Here is a 21,457-nt window from a genome sequence, read left to right as displayed (position 1 = left end):
CGAATTGGGGGAATCTTTAGCCGGCCATCAGTCGACCGTGGCGGACCGCCGGCCGCCCAGCGGGGCCTGGACCAGGGTCTCGTCGGGGAAGCACCAGCGCCAGTCCTCGCCGGGCTCCGCGGACTGGATGATCGGGTGCCCCGACTCGCGCGCGTGGGCGCTGGCGTGCCGCCGCGGCGAGTCGTCGCAGCAGCCGACCCGGCCGCAGGTGACGCAGAGCCGCAGCTCCACCCAGTCGATGCCCTCCGCCACGCACTGCGGACACTCCTCGGCGTCCGTCTCGGTGATCCGGATCCGGTCCAGGTGGGTGCAGGAGGTGCTGATCGTCTCCTCCCGCACGTACCGCCAGCCGGGGCGCAGTATCCAGTCCGGCATCAGCCGGGCCGCGTACCGCGAGTGGGTGGCCAGCAGCGGGCTGACCACCGCGAGCACCAGCACGTAGATCGCCACGAACGGGCCGATCCTGGCGTCCAGGCCGGCCGCCAGCGCCAGGGTGGCCAGGATCAGCGAGAACTCGCCGCGGCCCAGCATCGTCAGCCCGATGTTCACCGCGCCCCGCTGGTTGAACCCGAAGAGCCGGGCCGCCGCGACGCCGGCGGCCAGGTTGCAGACCAGCGTCAGCGCCACCGCGATCCCGACCGGCGCCGCCACCGCCCCCAGGCGCGCGACGTCGATGGTCAGCCCGAAGGTGACGAAGAAGACCGCCGCGAACACGTCGCGCAGCGGCAGCACCAGACGCACCACCCGCTCCCTGATCTCCGTGCGGGACAGCACGAGCCCGGTCATCAGCGCGCCGATCGCGTCCGACACCCCGAGCCGGTCGGAGAGGCCGGCCACCAGCACGACGAGACCGATGGTCAGCACGGCGAACAGCTCGTCCTCCCGGCTGTCGACGAGGCTCGCCACCGCCCGCGCGCCGAACCTGGCCACCAGGAAGAGGAGCAGCAGGAACCCGAAGCTGGCCGCCACGTCCGCGGCGAGCCCGGCCGCCGAACCCGCCTGCGACAACACCGGCGAGAGCAGCGCCAGGTAGAGGGCGAGGAACAGGTCCTCGATCACCACGATGCCGAGGATCACCGGCGTCTCGGCGTTGGTCAGCCGGTGCAGCTCGATCAGCAGCTTGGTGACGATCGCCGACGACGAGATGCCGAGCGCGCCCGCGATCACCAGCGCCTCGGAACCGCCCCAGCCGAGGACGAGTCCGAACAGCAGCCCCGCGCACACGTTGACGCCGATGCAGATCACCGCGGCCAGGAACAGCCGCCGCCCGCCGCCGAGCACCTGGTCGACGGGGAACTCCACGCCCAGGTGGAACAGCAGCAGCACCAGGCCGAGCGCCGCGATCACCGCCAGGTCCCCCGGGTGGCGCACCAGTTCGGGCCCCGGGGTGCCGGGGCCGAAGGCGATGCCGACGAGCATGTAGCAGGGGATCGACGGCAGCCCGTACCGCCGGGCGATCCGTGCCAGCAGCCCGGCGATCAGCACCGTGGCGCCGAGGCCGATCAGATCGGGGTGGCCCACGCCGCGACGCCCTCAGGACTCGAAGAACGTCGCCGACAGCACGGCGCTCACCTTGCGGGCCTGCTCCTCCGTCAGCTCGATCACGGCCGTCGGCTCCGCCGACGCGGTGGCGAAGACGTAGAGGTCCCGCACCCCGCCGGACCGCATGATCACCGAGATCCGCTGATCCGGCCGGCCGAGGTCGATGTCGTACCGCTTCCCCACGCCCGGTAGATCCTGGACGTGCACACCCTTGCCCATGACTCGCTCCTCCTGGCCTCGCCCGGCCCGCCGACGGCGGCGGGCCGACACCTCGCATTCTCTCTCAGAAGGTGACAAACGGGGTATGCCGGCCCGCGGGGTGTGCGGGGCGGGGCGGTGGCGCCCCGTCAAGCGCGCGTCGAGGGTGGGCGGTTGCTCGAAACCCGAAGGTGCGGGAACGGCCTGAATCGCACCCGATGGAGCGCGAAAACCGGACGATGACATTCCCGTTGTGGTGGCTGGATTGGCCCACTGGCGCTCGTCGCGGCCCGTAGCATCTCGCCGTCATATGCAACGCGGGAGCGAGTTTCATAGAAGTATTCGATCGCGAGGGTGAGGGCGTGGCCAGCAGGTCGGACGGGGTGACCCGAGGGTCGGTGGGGGCTCGCACCAGCCCGCGAGAAATTCCCGAATCGCCCACGCGCGTGTGGCGCGCGTGTTTCGGCGGTATTTCTGGAGCGGATCGAAGCACTCTCGGAATTCACTTGCGACTCGACTGCCGAGTCGAAATGTAAAGGGTGGAGAGTGGGCACGGTCACGAATTGGGGATTCGGTTTCCCGTGAAAGGCCGCACAGGATTCTGCCACGCTCCGTCAGGGTGTGCAAGGGGGAATCTTGTGTGAGTTCAGTGGCTCTCACCTGCTGCTTCCTGGATGATCTACACTCGGCGGGCCGTGTTGATTCGCAACAGCGGTGTTCCTGGGGTGAGCGGCCGTGGATTCCATGGAGGGTAAGTCCGTTCGCGTATTGATACGGCTGTGCTGTTTTGCGCTCGACAGGCTCGGATAATCTCTGGCCTGGATGTCTGCTCCGTTTGCTCTTGAGAGGTTCTGAGGCTGTATGGCGCGCGAAACCAACCGGCGGACGGCACGGGCAGACGGACCGCACCAGCCGGTGGCGGTCGTGGCCATGGGCTGCCGGCTCCCCGGCGGGGTGACCGGCCCCGACGAGCTGTGGGACCTGCTGTCCCAGGGGCGCGACGCCATCGGCCCGTTCCCCACCGACCGTGGCTGGGACACGGCGGGTGCCAGCGCCGTGGACCCGGGCTCGCCCGGCCACAACTACCAGCGCCAGGCCGGCTTCCTCCACGACGCGCATCGTTTCGACGCCGCGTTCTTCGGGATCTCGCCACGCGAGGCGCTGGCCATGGACCCCCAGCAGCGGCTGCTGCTGGAGACGTCCTGGGAGACGCTGGAGCGCGCCGGTATCGACCCGACCACCCTGCGCGGCAGCGACACCGGCGTCTTCGTCGGGGCCATGGCTGGGGACTACGGCCCCCGCATGGACGAGGGCTCACCGCTCGAAGGCCACATCCTCACCGGTACGACCGGCGGCGCCGCGTCCGGCCGCATCGCCTACACCCTCGGCCTCGAAGGCCCGGCCCTGACCGTGGACACCGCCTCGTCCGCCTCGCTGGTCGCGCTCCACCTCGCGGTCCGCTCGCTGCGCGCCGGCGAGTGCGCCCTCGCCCTCGCCGGCGGCGCCACCGTGATGAGCACCCTCGGCATGTTCATGGAGTACAGCCGGCAGCGTGGGCTGGCCCCCGACGGCCGGGCCAAGCCGTTCGCGGCGGCGGCCGACGGCACCGTGTGGGGCGAGGGTGTTGGCCTGCTGCTGCTCGAACGGCTCTCCGACGCCCGCCGCAACGGCCATCGGGTGCTCGCCGTGATCCGCGGCAGCGCCGTCAACCAGGACGGCGCCTCCGATCGGTTCACCGTGCCGAGCGGCCCCGCGCAGCAACGACTCATCAGGGCCGCACTCGCGGACGCCGGGCTGGAGTCCGCCGACGTCGACGTCGTGGAGGCGCACGGCACGGGCACCCGGCTCGGCGATCCGATCGAGGCGGCAGCCCTGTTGGCCACCTACGGCCAGGACCGTCCGGCCGAACGACCGCTGCTTCTCGGCTCGTTGAAGGCGAATATCGGTCATGTACAGGCCGCCGCCGGTGTGGCTGGTGTGATCAAGATGGTGCTGGCCCTGCGACACGGTGTGGTGCCGGCGACGCCGCACGTGGACGAACCCACGCCGCGAGTCGACTGGTCGTCGGGCGCCGTGGAACTGGTGATCGGCGACACCGCCTGGCCCGACCTCCCACGGCCGCGCCGAGCGGCAGTGTCCTCGTTCGGGATCAGCGGCACCAACGCACACCTCATCCTCGAACAGGCACCCACCGACCCGCGGACCGCCGCCGCCCCCACCCGTGCCGCCGCCCCCGTGGCCTGGCCACTCTCGGCGAGGAGCGAGGACGCGTTGCGGGCACAGGCCAGCCGCCTGGTCGCACACCTCGACGGCGTGGACGGGGCGGACGTGGCCGCGATCGGACACACCCTGGCCACCGGCCGGACTCCCTTCGACCACCGGGCCGTCGCCCTGGGCGAAAGCCGTTCGGAACTCCTCGCAGCCCTGGGGGCGTTGAGTGCCGGTGAGGAGCATCCCGGGCTCCTCACCGGCGCCCGGGCGGCCACCGGCGACATCGCCTTCCTCTTCCCCGGGCAGGGCAGTCAGCGCGCCGGCATGGGGAGCGGGCTGTACCGGGCCTTCCCCGTCTTCGCCGAGGCGCTGGACGAGGTCTGCGGTCACTTCGACGTCCACCTGGGGCGGTCGTTGCGGGACGTGATGTTCCGGAAGCCGGAAGAGCCCGAGTCGACGCGGCTGGACCAGACATTCCTGACCCAGCCCGCGCTGTTCGCGTTCCAGGTCGCGCTCCACCGGCTGGTGACCGGCCTCGGCATCGTCCCCGACCGGTTGATCGGACACTCGGTGGGCGAACTCGCGGCCGCCCACGTGGCGGGCGTGCTGTCGCTGGCGGACGCCGTCACCCTGGTCGCGGCCCGTGGCCGCCTGATGCAGGACGCCATACCCGGTGGCGTCATGATCGCGGTGGAGGCCCCCGAACACGAGGTGGCCGCCGCACTCGCCGGCGTGGACGGTTCCCTGGCCGTCGCGGCCGTCAACGGGCCCACCTCGACCGTCATCGCCGGGGACGCCGCGGCGGCCGAGGAGGTCGCGTCCCACTTCCGTGAACGTGGCCGGCGCACGCGCCGGCTCAGGACCTCGCACGCTTTCCACTCGCCGCACATGGACAGCGCCCTCGCCGAGTTCCGCGCCATCGCCGGCACCCTGACCTTCCACCCGCCGACCGTCCCCGTCGTCTCCAACATCACCGGCGCCCTGGCCACGGCCGAGGAACTGACCAGCCCCGACTACTGGACCGCGCACATCCGAAGGACGGTCCGATTCAGGGACGGCATCGACACCCTGCGTTCCCTGGGCGTCAGCACCTACCTGGAGCTCGGCCCGGACGCCAGGCTCACGGGGCTGGTCGAGGAGACCCTGGCGGCGGCCGACGCGACCGGCCGGCTCACCGTGCCGCTGCTCAGCCGGCGCACCCCCGAGCCGGCCGCGTTGACCCGCGCGCTCGCGAACCTCCACGTCCACGGTGTCTCCCCGGACTGGACGGCGTTCTTCGGCCTGCCGTCACATCCCGCCGAGGACCTGCCCACCTACGCCTTCCAGCGTCAGACCTACTGGGCCCAGGGGCGCTCCGACCGGCGGGACCCCGCCGGCCTCGACACCCTCGACCACGCCGTGCTCGGCGGCGGCACCGCACTCGCCGACGGCGGAGGACATCTCTTCTTCGCCGGCGTCTCGCGGCACACCCACCCCTGGACGAGCGACCACGCCATCCACCACGCCACGCTGCTTCCCGCCGCGGCCCTCACCGAACTCGCCCTCGCCGCAGGCGGGTCCGCCGGCGCCGGTGAGATTCGCGAACTCACCCTCGACAGCCACGTCCCGCTGCCGGAGACGACAGCCACACACCTCCAGATGCGGCTCGGCGGCCCACGCCCCGACGGACTCCGCGCACTCACCATCCACTCCAGGACCGAAGGCGCCACGACCTGGATCCGACGCGCCACCGGCACCCTGGGCCCCGCTGATCCGGCCGGCCGGCCCTCGCCCGCGGCGGACCCGGCGCTCGCGCACTTTCCGCCTGCCCAAGCCAGCCTCCTCGACCTCGGCGACCTCCGAGACCGGCTCGCCGAACGAGGCCACCGCCACGGCCCCGCGTTCCACGGCATCACGATGGCCTGGCGGCGCGGCGACCAGCTTTTCGCCGAACTCGAGCTCCCCGAGAGCACCGACGACCCGGGCGCGTTCCTCCTCCACCCGGTGCTGCTCGACGCGGCCCTCCAACTCGCGGCCGCCGAGGCCGACTCCGACCAGCCACTGATCCCCGCCACCTGGTCGGGCGCCCGGATACACGCCACCGGCGCGCGCACCCTGCGGGCGCGAGTCACCCGCCTCGGTGAGGACCGCTTCGCGCTGCTCCTCACCGACCACGCGGGCGCCCCCGTGTTCACCGTCGACACCCTGACGTTCCGCGCCCTCGCCCCCGAGGAGCTGCCGGCCACCGGCGAGACCGCGGCCGACTCGCTCCTGCGCCTCGACTGGCTGCCGCTCGACTTCCCTCCCCTCGACCCGTCGCCCGCGACATGGGCGGTGCTCGGCGACGACGACCTGGGGACGGGACTGCCCCGCCACGCGCGGCTCGCCGCGATCGGTGAGGGCACCGCCCCCGTCCCGGAGTTCGTGCTCACCACGGCGGTACCGCGTTCCGCCACCACGGCGGAGGAGGAGCCGCCGGCCGTCGCCCGGCGCGCCGTCCGGCGGACCGCCGCCCTGCTGCGCACCTGGCTCGCCGACCAGCGCTTCGCCCGGTCTCGACTGGTCGTCGTCACCTGCGGCGCGGTCGCCGCCGTCCCCGGCAGCTCCGTCGACGGCCTCGCCGACGCGGCCGTGTGGGGACTCGTCCGCTCGGCACAGCGCGACAACCCGGGGCGGCTGACCGTCGTCGACCTCGACGGGATCAGCCACCCCGGATCGGCCCTGGGCGCCGCCGTTGCCACCGGCGAGTCCCAACTCGCCGCTGTCGACGGTCGGTTGTACGTGCCCCGCCTGCAGCGAGCAGCTACCACGGCCGCGCTCGACACCCCGCCGATCCCCACCGGCACCACCCTCGTCACCGGATTTCCCAGCCCGGGGGCCGCCGAACTGGCCAGGCACCACGCCGCCCGCCGCCCGGACGGGCGGCTGCTGCTGGTCGGCAGGCGCGGCGAAGACGCCCCGGGTGTCGCCCAACTCCGGGCCGAACTCGCCGAGTCCGGCGCCGACGTGGCCGTCGCCGCCTGTGACGTCGCGGACGCCGACGCGTTGGCCGCGCTGCTGGCCGCCGTTCCCGCCGACCGCCCCCTCACCGTCGTGATCCACGGCGCCGGCGCCCCGGACGACGGCATCCAACGCACCATCGCGGGAGCCTGGCACCTGCACCAGCTCGCCGGTGCCTCACTGACGGAATTCACCCTGCTCGCCTCACCGGCCGGACTGCTCGGGGCCTCGGACGGCCGCAGCGGCGCGGCCGCCGACACCTTCCTCGCCGCCCTGGCCGAATACCGGCTCGCCCGCGGCCTCCCCGCCACCGTTGTGCACTGCGCCCGAGGCGCGGCCGAGGAGAACGACGCCGCACAGCACGGCATCCGGCCGCTGCCCGCCCACCAGGCCGCCACCCGCGCCGGCCGCACGGCGGACCCCGCCGCCTGGCTGTTCCCCGCCACCGTGGACGGCGTGGCCCTGCGCCGACTCGGCACCGCCGGCACGCTCCCGGCCGTACTCGACGGCCTGATGCCCGCACGCCTTCCCCGCGTCGCGGAGCGGGCACCCGGCACCACGCCCGAGCCGGGCCCGCGTCCGGCCACCGGGGACGACCTCGCTCGGCTCACCAGGCTGGTCCGCGGCCACGTCGCATCGGTGCTCGGCCACGACACGGGCGACACGCTCGACCTCGAAGAGACCTTCAAGGACCTCGGCTTCGACTCGCTGACCGGCGTCGAACTGCACCGACGCCTCACCACGGCGGTCGGCGAACGACTGCCGGCCACCCTGATCTACGACCACCCGACCCCGGCGGCCCTGATCGGCCTCCTCGCCGACCTCCTCGGCATCCACGCCGCGCCCACCGGTCGGACCGCCCCCGTCACGCGCCCGGCGGACGACGACCCCATCGCCATCGTCTCGATCGGCTGCCGCTACCCCGGCGGGGTGCGGTCGCCCGAGGACCTGTGGCGGCTGCTCGCCGAAGGCGCCGACGCCTTCGGCGACTTCCCCACCACCCGCGGCTGGGACCTGGACGGCATCTACGACCCGGAGCCCGGCAGGCCCGGCAAGACCTACACCCGCCGCGGCGCCTTCCTCTACGACGCCGACACGTTCGACGCGGAGTTCTTCGGCATCGCGCCGCGCGAGGCGCTGGCGATGGACCCGCAGCAGCGGCTGCTGCTGGAGACCGCCTGGGAGACGCTGGAGCGCGCCGGGATCGATCCGACCACCCTGCGCGGCAGCGACACCGGCGTGTTCGTCGGCGCCATGCCGCAGGAGTACGGACCGCCCACCACCCAGGCGCCGGAGCGGCTCAGCGGCTCCCTGCTCACCGGCAACACCACGAGCGTCGCCTCCGGCCGCATCGCCTACACCCTGGGCCTCGAAGGCCAGGCCGTCACGGTGGACACCGCCTGCTCCTCGTCCCTGGTCGCGCTGCACCTGGCCACCCGGGCACTGCGGGCCGGCGAGTGCGGCCTCGCGCTGGCCGGCGGCGTGACGGTGATGTCGATGCCGGGCATCTTCACCGAGTTCGGCCGGCAGCGCGGCCTGGCACCGGACGGCGTGATCAAGCCCTTCTCGGCGGCCGCTGACGGCACCTCCTGGGGCGAGGGCGTCGGCCTCGTGCTGCTGGAGCGGCTGTCGGACGCCCGTCGGAACGGGCACCGGGTGCTCGCCCTGGTGCGCGGCTCCGCCGTCAACCAGGACGGCGCGTCCAACGGGCTGACCGCGCCCAACGGCCCCGCCCAGCAACGGGTGATCGGGCGGGCGTTGGCCGACGCCGGCCTCGGCACCGCCGACGTCGACGTCGTGGAGGCGCACGGCACCGGCACGACGCTCGGCGACCCGATCGAGGCGGGCGCGCTGCTCGCCACCTACGGCCAGGGCCGGCCGGCCGAACGGCCTCTGCTGCTCGGCTCGTTGAAGGCCAACATCGGCCACACCCAGGCCGCCGCCGGCATCGCGGGCGTGATCAAGATGGTGCAGGCCATGCGACACCGCGTGCTGCCCGCCACCCCGCACGTCGACGCGCCGACCCCGCACGTCGACTGGTCGACGGGCGCCGTCGAGCTGGTCACCGAGAGCACGTCCTGGCCCGAGACCGACCGCCCTCGCCGGGCCGGCGTCTCCTCCTTCGGCATCAGCGGCACCAACGCCCACGTCATCCTGGAGCAGGCCCCGGCCGAGGAGCCCGCCGACGAGCCGCGGCCCGGCGACTCCCCGCTGCCGCTGGTGCTGTCCGCGAAGAGCCCCGCCGCGCTGCGCGAGACCGCCGAGCGGTTGCTGGCCCACCAGGCGGACCTGACCGGTCGCGCCCTCACCCTCGCGCGCGGTCGTGCCTCCCTCACCCACCGCGCCGTGTTGGCGGGGCGCGACGACCAGGAGCTGCGGGCCGGCCTCGCGGCCCTGGCCGCCGGCGAGCCCGCCCCCGGCCTCACGGTGGGCTCGCGAACCGTCCCCGCGGGCGGCACGGTGTTCGTGTTTCCCGGGCAGGGGGCGCAGTGGCTCGGCATGGGCGTCGAACTGCTGGACTCCTCGCCGGTCTTCGGTGAACATCTCGCCTCCTGCGCACGGGAGTTGTCGCGGTTCACGGACTGGGACCTGCTCGACGTGTTGCGCGGGGCCGAGGGCGCCCCGTCGTGGGAGCGGGTGGACGTGGTGCAGCCCGCGCTGTTCGCGGTCATGGTGTCGCTGGCGCGGTTGTGGGAGTCGTGGGGGGTGCGCCCGGATGCCGTGGTGGGGCACTCCCAGGGCGAGATCGCCGCCGCCCACATCGCGGGAATGCTCTCGCTCGAGGACGCGTCGCGGGTGGTGGCGTCGCGGGCGAAGGCGTTGCGGACGCTCGCCGGTACGGGCGGAATGGTGTCGCTGCCACTGGATGCCGACGCCGCCGGTGAGCTGATCGACTCGTGGGCCGGACGGATCTCGGTCGCCGTGGTCAACGGCCCCACCAGCACGGTGGTTTCGGGTGAGGCGGCGGCTCTTGACGAGTTGGTGGCTCGTTGTGAGGCGCAGGGTATCAGGGCTCGGCGGATCGCCGTCGACTACGCCTCGCACTCCGCGCGGGTGGAGCCCATCCGCGACGAGTTGCTCGCCCTGCTGGCCCCGATCACGCCCCGCCCCGGAACCGTGCCGTTCTACTCGACCGTCGCCGGGCACGCGGGCGGGCCGTTGCCGGCCCAGGCGCCGACGGACGCCACGTACTGGTACGAGAACCTGCGCAGGACCGTCGAGTTCGAGACCGCGGTCCGGGCGCTGCTCGCCGACGGCCACACCCTGTTCGTCGAGTCCAGCCCCCACCCGGTGCTGACCGTGGGACTCACCGAGGCCGTGGCCGCGCACGCGCCCGACTCCGGCACCGTCGTCACCGGCACCCTGCGCCGTGACGAGGGCGGCCGGCCACGGCTGTTGACATCGCTGGCCACCGCGCACGTGCACGGCGGGGTGGCCCCGGACTGGTCCGCCGTCCTCGGCACGGGACCGGTCGACGCCACCGAACTGCCCACCTACCCCTTCCAACCCGACACCTACTGGCCGGAGCCGCACCACGGGTCCGGGGACCCGGCGACCCTCGGGGTGCTCGACGCGGACCACCCGCTGCTCGGCGCCGCCACGGCCCTCGCCGGTGAGGACAGCCACGTTCTCACCGGCACCCTGTCGCGGCGCACCCACCCCTGGCTGGCCGACCACGCCGTGCACGGCACGGTGCTGCTGCCGGGCACCGCGCTCCTCGAACTGGCCCTCCGCGCCGGCTTCGAGGGCGGCTGCGACCTGCTCGAGGAGCTGACCCTGGACGCGCCGCTCGTGCTGCCGGACTCCGGCGCCGTGCGGGTCCAGGTCCTGCTCGGCCAGCCCGACGAGGACGAGCGCCGGCCCGTCACCATCCACTCCCGCCCGGCCGACGCCCAGGACGACCGGCCGTGGACACGCAACGCCGCCGGAACCTTCGCCACCGGAACCCTCGCCACCGGTCCCGCCGAACCCGCGCCGCCGCGCGGCGCGTCGGGGGAGTGGCCGCCGGCCGGCACCGAGCCATTCGACGTGGCCGAGCACTACGACGGGCTGGCCGGACTCGGCTACCAGTACGGGCCGGCCTTCCGAGGGCTCGGCGCGGCCTGGGACCGCGACGGGACGGTCTACGCCGAAGCCGAGCTGCCCCGAGCCGCCGGCGACATCGAGGGCTTCGGCCTGCACCCCGCCCTGCTCGACGCCGCCCTGCACGCGGCGCTGCGCCCCGGCGGCCCCACGCTGCTGCCGTACTCCTGGCGGGACGTGCGCCTGCACGCCACCGGCGCGGACGCCGTGCGGGCCCGCTTCGACGCGGTCGGGGCCGACACCGTGGCCGTCACGCTGAACGACCCGGCGGGCGGGCCGGTGCTGACCGTCGGAGCCCTGGCCCTGCGGCCGGCACCGACGCTCTCCCCGGCCGCCGAGCACGCGGACGACCTGCACCGGGTGGCCTGGGAACCGCTGCCACTTCCGGAGGGCACGAAGAGCACGAAGAGCACCCGTCTCGTGGTGCTCGGGGACGGCGGCCCGGCCGAGACCCTGGCCGCCGAACTCGCCCGCCAGGCAACGGACGTGACCCCGCTGCCCGACCTGCCGGCGCTCCGCGCCGCCCTGGCCGCCGGCACCACCCCCGACGTCGTCCTGGTGCCCTGCGGCGCGGACACGCCGGCCGCCGCCGCCCCCGTCGCCGGCGCGCACGCCGCCACCCGGTCGACACTCGAACTGCTGCGAAGCTGGCTGACCGACGAGGCGCTCGGCGGGGTCCGCCTGGCACTGGTCACCCGCCGCGCCATCGCCACCCGCGACGGGGAGGACGTGCCAGGGCTGGCCACCGCCCCGGTCTGGGGCCTGGTCCGCTCGGCCCAGACCGAGAACCCGGGACCGTTCACGCTGGTCGACCACGACGGCCAGGCCGCCTCGCTGCGCCTGCTGCCCGCCGCGCTCGACACCGGCGAGCCGCAACTCGCCCTGCGGAACGGCGGCTGCGTCATCCCGCGGCTGACGGGCGGCCATCCGGCGCTGCCGACCCCCGCGACGCCCGGCGCATGGCGCCTCGACTTCACCACGCGCGGCTCCGTCGACGACGTCGCCTGCCTGCCCCATCCCGCGTTCGACGCGCCGCTCGCCCCCGGCCAGGTCAGGGTGGCGCTGCGCGCCGCCGGGCTGAACTTCCGGGACGTCATGATCGGGCTCGACATGGTCGCCGACCGCCGCCCGCCCGGCGGCGAGGGCGCCGGCATCGTCACCGAGGTCGGCCCGGACGTCACCGAACTCGCCGTCGGCGACCGGGTGATGGGCCTCTTCATGGACGGCACCGGGCCGGTCGTCGTCGCCGACCGGCGCCTGGTGGTGCCGATGCCGGCCGGCTGGACCTTCACCGAGGCCGCGACGGTGCCCATCGCCTTCACCACCGCCTACCACGGACTCGTCGACCTGGCCGGGACCGGCGCCGGCGACACCCTGCTCGTGCACGCCGCGACCGGCGGCGTCGGCATGGCCGCCCGCCAACTCGCCAGGCTTCTCGGCGCGGAGGTGTACGGCACCGCCAGCGTCGGCAAGTGGGAGACGCTGCGCGGCCTCGGCTACGCCGACGACCGGATCGCCGACTCGCGCACCGCCGAGTTCGAGCAGACCTTCCGCTCCGCCACCGGCGGCCGCGGCTTCGACGTCGTGCTGAACGCCCTCGCCGGCGAGTTGACCGACGCCTCGCTGCGGCTGCTCGCCCCCGGCGGACGCTTCCTCGAGATGGGCAAGACGGACATCCGCGAGCCCGGCGAGGTGGCCGCTCGCCACGCCGGCGCCGGCTACCACGCCTTCGACCTCATGGACCCGGGCCCCGACCGCCTCCACGAGATCCTGCGCGAACTGCGCGCGCTGGCCGAGGCAGGTCACCTCCAGCCGCTGCCCACCACGGTCTGGGACGTTCGACAGGCCCCCGAGGCACTGCGCCACCTCGCCCTCGCCCGGCACACCGGAAAGATCGTGCTGGCCATCCCGCCCACCGTCCACCCGACGGCGGACCCCTCGCCTGGGACGGTGCTGATCACCGGCGGTACCGGCACGTTGGGCGGGTTGTTGGCGCGGCACTACGCGGCCACCGGCCAGGCCGGCCACGTGCTGCTCACCAGTCGGCGTGGCGCGGAGTCCCCCGGGGCACGTGAACTGGTCGCCGACCTCGAGGGCCTCGGCGTGACCGCGAGCGTGGTGGCCGCCGACATCGGCGACCGCGACGACGTGGCGCGGGTGGTGGCGGCCGTTCCGGCCGGTCACTCGCTGCGGGCGGTGGTGCACGCCGCCGGCGTGCTGGACGACGGCGTCGTGGCCGGCCTCTCGGCGGAGCGGTTGGCGCGGGTGCTGCGGCCGAAGGTCGACGGCGCCTGGCATCTGCACGAGCTGACCCGGGGCCTCGACCTCGCCGAGTTCGTGCTGTTCTCCTCGGTCGCCGGGGTGCTCGGCACGCCCGGGCAGGGCGGCTACGCGGCCGGGAACGTGTTCCTCGACGCCCTGGCGGCGTTTCGGCGGGCGCGGGGACTGCCAGCCGTGTCGTTGGCGTGGGGGCGGTGGGCCTCGTCGAGCGGCATGACGGGGCATCTGGCGGACGCCGACCTGGCGCGCCTGGGGCGCCTCGGCCTGGTGCCGTTGAGCGACGAGTCCGGTCTGGCGTTGTTCGAGGCGGCCCGGGCGGTCGACCGGCCGGCGGTGCTGGCGACGGAGATCGATCGGGCGGCCGTGCGCGCGCTGGCCGAACCACCCGCGGTGCTCCGCGGCCTGGCCGCCACCCGCACCCGCTCGACGACCCCCCGACGCGCCAGAGCCCGCGCGGCGAGCAAGGACGCGTCCCTGGTGGGACGGCTGCTCGACCGCCCGGCGGCCGAACGGCACAGGACGCTGCTCGACCTGGTGACCCGTGAAGCGGCGCTCGTCCTGGGCCGCGCCGATGCCAGCGGCATCGGCGCCGACCAGGGGTTCTCCGCGCTGGGCTTCGACTCCCTCGGCTCGGTCGAACTGCGGAACCGGCTGAACGCCGTCACCGGCCTGCGGCTGCCGGCCACGCTCACCTTCGACCACCCGACCCCGAACGACCTCGTCCGCCGCCTACTGGCCGAGATCACCGGTGCCCCGGAACAGGACGCGCGACCTGGAGCCTCGGTGGACCTCCCGCCGGCGAACGGCGAGGACCCGATCGTCATCACCGCCATGGGCTGCCGTTACCCGGGGGGCGTACGGTCGCCCGAGGACCTCTGGCGGCTGGTCGTCGAGGGCACCGACCCCATCACGCCGTTCCCCGGGAACCGAGGCTGGGACCTGGATTCCCTGTTCGACCCGGACCCCGGCCGGGCAGGCACCTCCTACGTCGCGCGCGGCGGATTCCTGCACGACGCGGGCGAGTTCGACGCGGAATTCTTCGGGATCGCGCCGCGCGAGGCGTCGGCGATGGACCCGCAGCAGCGACTGCTGCTCGAGACGTCCTGGGAGACGGTCGAGCGTGCCGGTATCAACCCGACGACGCTGCGCGGCAGCAACACCGGCGTCTTCGTCGGCGCCGCCACCCAGGAGTACGGGCCGCGCCTCGCCGACGCGCCGGCCGGCGTCACGGGCCACGTGCTGACCGGGACCTCGGCCAGCGTCGCCTCCGGCCGCATCGCCTACACACTGGGGTTGGAGGGGCCGGCCGTCACCCTGGACACGGCCTGCTCCTCCTCACTGGTGGCGCTGCACATGGCGGTCCGCGCGCTGCGCTCCGGCGAGTGCGACCTGGCCCTCGCCGGCGGCGTCACGGTCATGGCCACCCCCGGTGCGTTCGTGGAGTTCAGCCAGCAGCGCGGCCTGGCGCCCGACGGCCGGATCAAGGCGTTCTCCGACGCGGCCGACGGCACGGCCTGGAGCGAGGGCGTGGGGCTCGTACTGCTGGAGCGGCTCTCCGACGCCCGCCGCAACAACCGTCCCGTGCTCGCCGTGGTCCGCGGATCCGCCATCAACCAGGACGGGGCCTCCCACGGCCTCACCACACCCAACGGCCCGTCGCAGCAGCGGGTCATCAGGGCCGCGCTCGCGGACTCCGGTCTCACCACGGGCGACGTCGACGTGGTCGAGGCGCACGGCACCGGTACCAGGCTCGGCGACCCGATCGAGGCGGGGGCGTTGCTGGCCACCTACGGCCAGGACCGACCGGCCGACCGGCCCCTGCTGCTCGGCTCGTTGAAGTCCAACATCGGCCACACGCAGCACGCCGCCGGTGTCGCCGGCGTGATCAAGATGGTGCAGGCCATGCGGTACGGCATGCTGCCGAAAACCCCGCATGTCGAGCAGCCGAGCACGTACGTCGACTGGTCGGCGGGCGCCGTCGAGTTGATCACCGAGAGCACCCCGTGGCCCGAGGCCGACCAGCCGCGCCGCGCCGGCGTCTCCGCGTTCGGCATCAGCGGCACCAACGCCCACGTCGTCCTCGAACAGGCCCCGGCCGAGGAGCGGGTCGACGAACCGCCGACGGTCGACGTGCCGCTGCCGCTGCCGCTGGTGCTGTCGGCGAAGCGACCGGCCGCGCTCCGCGCACTGGCCGGACACCTGTTGGCCCACAACGCCGACCCGACCGACTACGCGGCCGCCCTCGCCCACGGCCGCGCCTCGTTCGAGCACCGCGCCGTGGTGGTGGGGCGGGACGGCCGGGAACTGCGGGCCGGCCTGCGGGCCCTGGCGTCGGGCGGCGCCGCTCCCCAGCTCACGACGGGCGCGGCCGCGAGCCAGGCGGGCGGCACCGTGTTCGTGTTTCCCGGGCAGGGCTCGCAGTGGTCCGGCATGGCGGTTGAACTGCTGGACACGGCACCGGTCTTCGCCCGGCACCTGGCCGCGTGCGCGCGGGAGCTCTCCCGGTTCGCGGACTGGGATCTGCTCGATGTGCTGCGGGGGGTGGAGGGCGCCCCGTCGTGGGAGCGGGTGGACGTGGTGCAGCCCGCGTTGTTCGCGGTGATGGTGTCGTTGGCCCGGTTGTGGGAGTCGTTGGGGGTGCGCCCCGACGTGGTGGTGGGGCACTCCCAGGGGGAGATCGCAGCCGCGCACATCGCCGGGATCCTGTCGCTGGAGGACGCCGCGCGCGTCGTCGTGCTGCGGTCGAAGGCGCTGCGGTCGCTCGCCGGCCTGGGCGGAATGGTCTCCCTCGGGCTGGGGGCCCACGCCGCCGCCGAGCTGATCGAACCCTGGGCCGGGCGGATCTCGGTGGCCGTGGTCAACGGGCCGACCAGCACGGTCGTTTCGGGCGAGGCGATGGCACTGGAGGAACTCGTGGCGCGCTGCACGGCCACCGACGTCAATGCCTGGCCGATCGCGGTGGACTATGCCTCCCACTCCCCACAGGTGGAGGCCATCCGCGACGAGTTGCTCGAACTCCTGGCGCCGGTGCGCCCGCGCACGGCCAAGGTGTCGTTCCACTCGACCGTCGCCGGCCACGACGGTGGTGCCCTGGACGCCGGCTACTGGTACCGGAACCTGCGCCAGACGGTGGAGTTCGAGCCCGCCGTCCGGACGCTGCTCGCCCAAGGCCACCGGCTGTTCCTCGAGGCCAGCCCGCACCCGGTGCTCACCGTGGGCGTCGAGGAGACGATCGCCGCGCACGCCCCCGAGTCCGGCGCCGTCGTCACCGGCACCCTGCGGCGGAACGAGGGCGGCTGGGAACGCGTCCTGACCTCACTCGCCGCCGCTCATGTGCACGGCGGAATCGTTCCTGACTGGTCCGCCGTTCTCGGCGACCGCCGGGCCGACGCCACCGATCTGCCCACCTACCCCTTCCAGCGCGAGAACCACTGGTTCGTGAAGCCGGAGCCCACGGGAACCCCGGCGGGCCTCGGCCTCGCGGCGACCGACCACCCGCTGCTCGGCGCGGCCATCCCGCTCGCCGTCGGCGAGAACCATCTCTTCATCAGCACGCTGTCCCTGCGCACCCACCCCTGGCTGGGCGACCACCGGGTGGGCGGCACCGCGCTGGTGCCCGCCACCGCTCTGATCGAACTCGCGATCAGGGCCGGCGACCAGGTCGGCTGCGGCCAGGTCGAGGAACTCACGCTCGCCGCCCCGCTCCACATCCCGGCAACGGGGGCCGTCGCCGTCCAGGTGCTCGTCGGCGCCCCGGACCCGAGCGGCACCCGCCCCGTCACGGTGCACGCCAGGCCCGCCGACTCGCCGCCCGACGTGCCCTGGACGCGGCACGCCGGTGGAACCCTCGTGGCACGGCGCTCCGAACCCGAGGGCGCCATCGCGCGACCGACCGGGTGGCCGCCGGCAGAAGCCGTGCCGCTGGACGTCGCCCATCTCCACGGTCAACTGGCCGCGCACGGATACGGCTACGGAGCCGCCTTCCGCGGTCTCACCGCGGCCTGGCAGTCGGGCACCACCCGCTACGCCGAGGTCACCCTGCCCCAGGAGGCCGGAGAGCCCGACCGCTTCGGTATCCACCCCGCCCTGTTCGACGCCGCGTTGCACGTCGCGCTGTACGGCACCCGGGAGACGCTGTACCCGTTCTCCTGGCGGAGCGTGCGCCTGCACGCCACCGGCGCCCGCGCCCTGCGGGTCGTGATCGACACCAGCGACCCGGTCAACGTCGGCGTGACGCTCTGGGACCCGGCCGGTGACCTGGTGCTCAGCGCGGAGAACCTGGCGCTGCGTCCCGGTCAGCCGGCCATCGGACCCGCCGCCGACCTGCACCAGCTCTCCTGGCGACCGGCGCCGCGGGACGAACGCCCCGCGCCCGCCCGGGTGACCCTGCTCGCCGAAGGCCGGGAGGCCGCCGAACTGGCCGCGGTCCTGCGGGCCGGCGGGGCCGAGGTCGACATCCTGCCCGACATCGCGGCGCTCCTCGCCGCCGGAGGGCCCGCACCCACCGCCGTCTGCCTGCCCTGCGCGCCGGTCGCCCGTCCCGCCGACGAGCCGTCGGCGGCGCGCGCCGCCACCCGGCGGGTGCTCGAACTCCTCAAGACCTGGCTCACGGACTCCAGGACGCCAACCGGCGCCCGACTGGCCCTGCTCACCCAGGGCGCTGTCGCCGCCCGCGCCGGCGAGGACACGCCGGGGCTCGCCGACGCGGCCGTCTGGGGCCTGGTCCGCACGGCCCAGACCGAGAACCCCGACCGCTTCACCCTGGTCGACCACGACGGCACGGCGGCCTCCCTGCGTGCCCTGCCCACGGCGCTCGCCACCGAGGAGCCCCAACTCGCCCTGCGTGACGGCGCGATGACGGTCCCCCGACTCGTCGCGGCCGGCTCGGAAACCGGGCTCGTCCCGCCGTCGGCTGGCGGCTGGCGGCTGGGCCTCACCTCCAGGGGCTCGGTGGACGACTTCGCGCTCCTGCCGCACGCCGCCGCCGACCGGCCACTGGCCCCCGGCCAGGTGCGGGTCGCGCTGCGTGCCGCCGGCCTCAACCTCCACGACGTGACGACCGCCCTCGACCGGGTGGCCGACTCCCGACCCCTCGGCGGCGACGGCGCCGGCGTGGTGCTGGAGACCGGGCCCGAGGTGACCGGACTCCGCCCCGGCGACCGGGTGATGGGCGTCTTCACGGACGGCCTCGGACCGGTCGTCGTGGCCGACCGACGGCTGATGACGCCCATGCCCACCGGGTGGTCCTTCACCGACGCCGCGACCCTCCCCGTGCCCTACCTCACCGCCGTCCACGCGCCCACCGACCGCGGCGACCTCCCACCCGACGAGGCGCTGCTCGTCCACGCCGCCGCCGGCCACCGGGACTTCGAACTCACGGAGGTCGGGGAGGACCACGTCGCCGAGCTCCTCACCCGGCTGCGAGCCGGCTGCGAGGGCGGCGCCATCCGCCCCCTGCCCGCCTCCACCTGGGACATCAGGCAGGCCACCGGGGCACTGCGGCGACTCACGCCGGACGGCCGCGCCGGCAAGGTGGTCCTGACCATCCCGCCCACCGTCCATCCCGGCGCCGGGCACCCGGCCGCTCCCGGAACCGTGCTGATCACCGGCGGCACCGGCACTCTCGGCCGGCTGCTCGCCCATCACTACGCCGCCACCGGCCAGGCCCGGCACCTGCTGCTCACCAGCCGGCGTGGCCCCGGCGCCCCCGGCGCCGCCGACCTCGTGACCGAACTCGCCGAAGCGGGAGTCGACGCCGAGGTCGTCGCCTGCGACGCGGCCGACCGGGCGGCGCTGGCGCGCCTGCTGCGCGACGTGCCCGCGACGCGCCCGCTGACCGCCGTGGTGCACGCCGCGGGCGTCCTGGACGACGGCGTGCTGCTCGGCCTGACCCCGGAACGGCTGGCGGCGGTGCTGCGGCCCAAGATCGACGCGGCCTGGCACCTCCACGAGTTGACCCAGGACCTCGACCTCACCGAGTTCGTGCTGTTCTCCTCGGCCGCCGGCACGCTCGGCACCCCCGGTCAGGCCAACTACGCCGCCGCCAACTCCTTCCTCGACGCGCTCGCCACGTACCGGCGGGCCCGCGGACTCCCGGCCGTGTCCCTGGCCTGGGGGCAGTGGGCCGAGGCCAGCGGCATGACCGGCCACCTCGAACAACGTGACCTGGCCCGGATGGCCGGCCTCGGCCTGGTCCCGATCTCCGACGAACACGGCCTCGACCTCCTCGCCGCGGCCCGCGCCGCGGACCGCCCCACCGTGCTGCTGTCCGGGATCGACCGCGTCGCCGTGCGCGCCCTCGACCATCCCCCGGCGCCCCTCCGCGACCTGCACGGTGCCCCGGCCCGACGCACCGCGGCCGCCTCCGCCGGCGACCAGTCGCTGGCGCGGCGCCTGCTCGGCCTGCCCGACGCCGAACGCGAGGCCGCCGTGCTGGCCGTCGTCACCGGGGAGATCGCGGTGGTGCTCGGCCACGCGGTCAACGCGGCCGTCAGGACCGACACCGCGTTCCGGGACCTCGGCTTCGACTCGCTCACCGCCGTCGAGCTCCGCAACCGCCTCAGCACGGTCACCGGACTGCGGCTTCCGGCCACGCTCGCGTTCGACCACCCCACGCCCGAAGTCCTCGCCCGCCGGCTGACGGTCGACCTCACCGGCGACCCGCGGGCCTCGGCGGCCACCCCCACCCCCGAGACGGACGGGGCCTCGACCACCGACGCCACCGGGCGGCGGGGCGACGACCCGATCGTCGTCATCGCCATGGGCTGCCGCTACCCGGGCGGCGTGCGCTCCCCCGAGGACCTGTGGCGGCTCGTCGCGGACGGTGTCGACGCGATCACCCCGTTCCCGACCGACCGCGGTTGGAACCAGCACGACCGGAGCCACCCCGACCAGGACGGTGCCGGCACCGCCTACCCGCGGAGTGGCGGATTCCTCCCCGACGCCGGCGAGTTCGACGCCGAGTTCTTCGGCATCTCGCCGCGGGAGGCGCTGGCGATGGATCCGCAGCAGCGCCTGTTGTTGGAGACGTCGTGGGAGACGTTCGAGCGGGCGGGCATCGACCCCGTGTCCCTGCGGGGGAGCCGGACGGGCGTGTTCGTCGGTGCGATGCCGCAGAGCTACGGGCCATCGGCCGCCGAGGCTCCGGAGCAGCTCAGCGGCTCCGTGCTGACCGGGAACACGACGAGCGTGGCGTCCGGACGTGTCGCCTACGCGCTCGGTCTCGAGGGCCAGGCCATCACCGTGGACACGGCGTGCTCCTCGTCCCTGGTCGCGATGCACCTGGCCGCGCGGGCCCTGCGGTCGGGGGAGTGCGAGCTGGCCCTGGCCGGCGGCGTGACGGTGATGTCCACGCCTGACCTCTTCGTCGAGTTCGGCCACCAGCAGGGCCTGGCGGCCGACGGGCGGATCAAACCGTTCGCGGCCGGGGCCGACGGGACGGCCTGGGGCGAGGGCGTGGGCATGGTGTTGCTGGAGCGTCTGTCGGACGCCCGGCGGAACGGGCACCCGGTGCTGGCGGTGCTGCGGGGGAGCGCGGTCAATCAGGACGGTGCGTCGAACGGGTTGACGGCGCCGAACGGTCCTTCACAACAGCGGGTGATCCGGCAGGCGTTGGCGAACGCCGGTCTCGTGGCCGCCGACGTGGACGCCGTGGAGGCGCACGGCACCGGGACCACGCTGGGCGACCCGGTCGAGGCGGGGGCGTTGCTGGCCACCTACGGCCAGGACCGGTCGGCTGAGCGGCCGTTGCTGCTGGGTTCGTTGAAGTCCAACCTCGGTCATACCCAGGCCGCGGCCGGAGTCGCGGGTGTGATCAAGATGGTGTCGGCGATGCGGCACGGGGTGTTGCCGGCCACACTGCACGTGGACGCGCCGACCCCGCACGTCGACTGGTCGGGTGGCGCGGTCGAGTTGGTCACCGGGAACACGGTCTGGCCCGAGGAGGGTCGGCCGCGCCGGGCCGGGGTGTCCGCGTTCGGCATCAGCGGCACCAACGCCCACGTCATTCTCGAACAGGCGCCCACCACATCGGAGTCGGAGACCGCCGCGGACGACCGGGGACACCGGGCGTTCGCAGCCGGCTGGCCGCTCTCCGCCAGGACCGGCCCCGCACTGCGCGCCCGCGCGACGCGCCTGCTCGACCACCTCGCCACCCGCCCCGAAC

2 protein-coding genes and 1 pseudogene are annotated in these 21,457 nt (G+C 74.5%); 1 reads left to right on the top strand and 2 read right to left on the bottom strand.

Annotated features, from left to right (window positions below):
• Positions 1-27: 27 nt before the first annotated feature.
• A complete protein-coding gene (locus tag E1283_RS02570) occupies positions 28-1,521 on the bottom strand; it encodes a cation:proton antiporter domain-containing protein (protein WP_132816099.1) in 1,494 nt (497 codons plus the stop codon).
• A gap of 12 nt (positions 1,522-1,533) precedes the next feature.
• Complete coding sequence (locus E1283_RS02565; RefSeq protein ID WP_132816097.1) at positions 1,534-1,761, bottom strand: cation:proton antiporter regulatory subunit; 228 nt, start codon at positions 1,759-1,761, stop codon at positions 1,534-1,536.
• Between the two features lie 861 nt (positions 1,762-2,622).
• On the opposite strand from E1283_RS02565, the pseudogene E1283_RS38490 reads away from it, so the two are divergent.
• Positions 2,623-21,457: pseudogene (locus E1283_RS38490) on the top strand (SDR family NAD(P)-dependent oxidoreductase); the annotation flags it as partial.

The sequence above is a fragment of the Streptomyces hainanensis genome (assembly GCF_004348415.1).
Classification (GTDB): Bacteria; Actinomycetota; Actinomycetes; order Streptomycetales; family Streptomycetaceae; genus Streptomyces; species Streptomyces hainanensis.
This window is presented reverse-complemented; position numbering and strand designations above follow the sequence as displayed.